This is a genomic window from Dietzia timorensis (assembly GCF_020742175.1).
GTDB lineage: Bacteria > Actinomycetota > Actinomycetes > Mycobacteriales > Mycobacteriaceae > Dietzia > Dietzia timorensis_A.
In genome coordinates, this window is record NZ_DYXM01000190.1 from 1 (window position 1) to 3,936 (window position 3,936).

The window sequence follows — 3,936 nt, forward strand, 5'->3', positions numbered from 1 at the left end:
GAAGACCAGAACACTATGGAGGATCCTTCGAGATGGCAGAGAACTCAGCAAAGATCGCCGTGAGCACCGGGGTCGACGGCACGAAGATGTACGGCATCGGCGCGTACCGCCCCGAGCGTGTCGTCGACAACGAAGAAATCTGTCAGTACATCGATTCCAGCGACGAGTGGATCCAGGAGCGCTCCGGCATCAAGACCCGCCGCTTCGCCTCCCGCGAGGAGAGCGTGGTGTTCATGGGCACGGAAGCCGCACAGAAGGCGCTCGACAATTCCGGTGTCGATCCCGAGCTCGTCGACGCGATCATCTTCTGCACCTCGACGTACGAGACGATCATCCCCCACGGCGCGCCGATCATCGCGAACAACATCGGCCGCAATGGCATCGCTGCCTTCGACCTCACCGCAGGCTGCGCCGGATTCGGCTACGGGCTCGCCGTGGCGACGAACGTCATCCGCGGCGGCGCCGCCCGGTATGTCCTTGTCATCGGCGCCGAGCGACTTTCCGAGGCCATCAACCCCGAGGACCGCGGTACCGCCTTCATCTTCGGCGACGGCGCCGGCGCAGTCGTAGTCGGCCCCTCGGAGGAGAACGAGCTCGGCCCCGTCGTGTGGGGTTCGGACGGCGAGAAGGGACAGGCGATTCGCCAGACGAAGAACTGGTACCAGGTCATGGACGAGGCCGTGAGCCCCGAGCCCGCCGAGCACCCCTGGCTCGTCATGGAAGGCAGCAAGGTGTTCCGCTGGGCGGCATTCACGGTCGCCAAGGTGGCACAGCAGACGCTGGAAGCCGCGAAGGTCGGCCCGGAAGACATTCAGGCGTTCATCCCGCACCAGGCGAACGGCCGCATCAACGATGCGCTCGCCAAGCACCTCGGCCTCCCCGAGACCGTCTCCGTCGCCAACGACATCGAGGCCACCGGCAATACCTCTGCCGCATCGATCCCGCTTGCCATGGAGACCATGCTGCGCGAGGGCGAGGCGAAGGAGGGCGATACCGCCCTGTTGATCGGCTTCGGCGCCGGCCTGTCCTACGCCGGCCAGGTCGTCAAGCTCCCCAAGGCGCCGCAGAGCTAGCCTCGCGCCGCCTCGCCACCGCGCCCCCGGATCCGTGCCGCATCGGCCCGGCCCTCCGGGGGCGTCGTTCGTCCCCGCTTCCCATTTATGACGTCGGACGTGCTTTTCCTGCAAGAACGTAAGCCCCAGGTCTACAATCTGAGCACATGAGACCCTCGCGCACCACAGCTCTCGCGGCCGCCGGCGCCTTCGCCGCGGCGGTGGCACTTGGTGCTTGCGGGGCCGGCGAGGACATTTCGGGCGACGCGGACCCGCAGGACACGCAATCCAGCGACGCCCCCGCCGCGGACGAATCGTCCGTTCGCACATATGACCACTACGTGGCGCTCGGGGATTCCTACGCGGCGGTCGGCGGCCGCGATGCCGGGTTCTCGGGGCCGAGGTTCTGCCAACGCTCCGGCGACAACTACCCGTCACTACTTCTGCAGAGCGACCACGTGTCCGGCGGCGAAGACGTCACGTGCCAGGGCGCCCAGGTTCCCCATCTACTTTCGCCGCGGCAGACGCATTCCGGCGATCCGGGCTCCGCGCAGATTCCCGCGCAAATCGACACCCTCACGCAGGACACCGACCTGGTCACCCTGTCGATAGGCGGCAACGACATCGACTTCGGCGGCATCGTCGCCTGCTACGGCCGATCGATGGTCAACCAGGTCGCCTCGCAATGCGGCGCGGAGCTCGACACCGCTACCGACGATGCCCTCGCCGACCTGCCGAGCGCCCTGGACTCGGTGTACGAGGGGATCGCGGACCGGGCTCCGCAGGCCCGCATCATCGCCACCGGCTACGTACCGCTGCTCGGCGAGAGCGACTCGTGCACGCAGATCGGCGCGATCTCCCCGGAGGACCGCGAATGGGCGGCCGACATGATAGGTGCGCTCAACGACGTCATCGAGGAGGCGGCGCAGCGGCACGGCGCCGATTTCGTCCTACCCGCAAAGGCCGACGAACACACAGCCTGCGCCGACGCGGACGAGAGGTGGGTCGATTTCTCCGGGCAGGAGACCAACTCGTTCCCCATGCATCCCACGCCCGCAGGGCACGAGGCGGTTGCGCGCGCCGTGGAGGAGGCGCTCTGACAGCGAGCGGCGCCGGAGGCTGAAATAGACGAAAGCGCCCGCTGCGAGCGTGATCTGCTCGCTGCGGGCGCTTGTTGTCGTGAGCGTCGCTGGGGCGCAGGCCTGACTTAGTAGCCGGCCTGGCCGCCGCCGGCGCCATCCGGCAGTGCCGGGGCGCCGCCGTCGCCGCCACCTTCGGCCGGCGCGGGAGCCGGCTCCGGAGCGGGCGCGGGTGCAGGCGCCTGCTCGGGCGCAGGGGCTGGTGCTGGTGCAGGTGCCGGCGCGGGCGCCTGCTCGACCGGCGGTGCAACGGCCTCGCCGCCACCCTCGGCCGGCGGTGCGACTGCCTCGCCGCCCTCTGCCGGTGCCGGCTCCTCCTCAGGCGAGGAGCTCGGCGAAGACGACGAAGAGGAGGACGACGACGATGACGATGAGGAGGACGAGGAAGACGACGACGTGGTCTCGTCGGTCTCGTCCGCCGATCCGCCGCAGGCGGCGAGCCCCAGGAGTCCTGCGGACAGCAGCGCGATGGACGCGGACGTCCGCCTCGTGGTGGAAATCTTGATCGCCATAATGTGACTACCCTTCGTGTGGTTCATGCGCGTTCCGAAGATGGTGCCCACCGGATTTGGTGGCGCAACACACATTTTTCCGGTTCCGTCGTCCACCGTAGCGAAGTGGGCGCCATCTCGTGGGAGCTGTGGCGGGACTGTCGGTGTCCTGTGCAACTTCTGTTAATTCGAGGTGGGACGCCGGGGTGGGACGTCGTCAGACCCGGGGCCGCGGCGCGGAAATGCGTTTCTTCCCGGTGCGCGCGCGGTGGTAGCGGCCGAACGCCTTCATAGCGGGGTCGTCGACGAAACGGAAGATGAGATCGGCAATGACCTGCGAGAGAACCAGCGCGAGCAGGGCGAATCCGAGCCACCCGGCAAACCCGTATTCCCCGCCGGCGATGACCCATTTCTGCAAGGCCGCCATGACCGGGAATTGCACGAGATACAGCGCAAAGGAGGTGTTGCCGCCCCAAATTGCGACCTTCGACGTCATAAATGGGCCGGAGCGGCCCTCCATGTCCCGGACGGCGAGCGTGCACACGACCGCGAGCACGGGCAGCAGCATCGGTACGGACATCTTGAAGTTGACCGGCAATACCCAGGTGAGCGCGACGGCGGCGACGAGCGCGACCATCGGCCACCACACCTTCGTGTTGCGCCAAACCCCTTCGATGACGGCGCGCGCGCCGAGCACCCCGAGGAAGAACTCCGGCAGACGCGACAGCGGGAACGTGTAGGAGAGGTAGTAGCCGATGTCGACGCCGTGCTCGGGCAGCAGGAACCAGGCCGGCGCCGCGTGGACGTCGTACGGCGGCGAGACGTCCATGTCGAACAGCAGCGGCACGAAGGTGTTGTCGATCCCCTTGTAGCCGGGCGTGAAGAGGTAATAGGCGAGGTGGAGCACCACGATCGCCGCGAACAGCGCGCCGATCGACGCCATGAGTCGGTGGGTGGGGATCTTGCGCACCAGCGGCAGGAAGAACGGGAACGAGACGTAGAACAGCAGCTCGGCCGCGAGCGACCACGACGGCACGTTGAGACCGCCGAGCTGGGACCAGCCCGGCACCCATGTGTGGATGAGCAGGAAGTTGGGCAGCCACGCGGCCGTGCGCTCCCACGGGAACTGCCACACGACGGCGACGAACATGATCGCGGTGATCAGGTGCGTCGGATAGAGCTTGAGCATGCGGCGCAGCACGTAGTAGACCGGCTCGCGCATCTGGTGGTTGGACCAGAAGATGATGAAGCCCG

The 3,936-nt window shown here is 67.4% G+C and carries 4 protein-coding genes; 2 read left to right on the forward strand and 2 right to left on the reverse strand.

Annotation, left to right across the window (positions count from 1 at the left end):
- Nucleotides 1–32: 32 nt before the first annotated feature.
- Together K8V11_RS09800 and K8V11_RS09805 are read left to right on the forward strand one after the other, a co-directional pair.
- On the forward strand, nucleotides 33–1,073 hold the full coding sequence (locus K8V11_RS09800) for a beta-ketoacyl-ACP synthase III (RefSeq protein WP_303913397.1): 1,041 nt from the start codon (nucleotides 33–35) through the stop codon (nucleotides 1,071–1,073).
- A 146-nt stretch (nucleotides 1,074–1,219) separates the two neighbouring features.
- Nucleotides 1,220–2,152, forward strand: coding sequence for an SGNH/GDSL hydrolase family protein (locus K8V11_RS09805; protein WP_303913401.1), 933 nt, complete (start codon nucleotides 1,220–1,222; stop codon nucleotides 2,150–2,152).
- 107 nt (nucleotides 2,153–2,259) lie between these two features.
- Here the strand turns inward: K8V11_RS09805 and K8V11_RS09810 are convergent, their stop codons facing one another.
- Both K8V11_RS09810 and K8V11_RS09815 read right to left on the reverse strand, forming a co-directional pair.
- Nucleotides 2,260–2,703, reverse strand: coding sequence for a hypothetical protein (locus tag K8V11_RS09810; protein WP_303913405.1), 444 nt, complete (start codon nucleotides 2,701–2,703; stop codon nucleotides 2,260–2,262).
- A 196-nt stretch (nucleotides 2,704–2,899) separates the two neighbouring features.
- The coding region (locus K8V11_RS09815) for an acyltransferase (protein ID WP_303913408.1) at nucleotides 2,900–3,936 on the reverse strand (1,037 nt) is incomplete at its 5' end.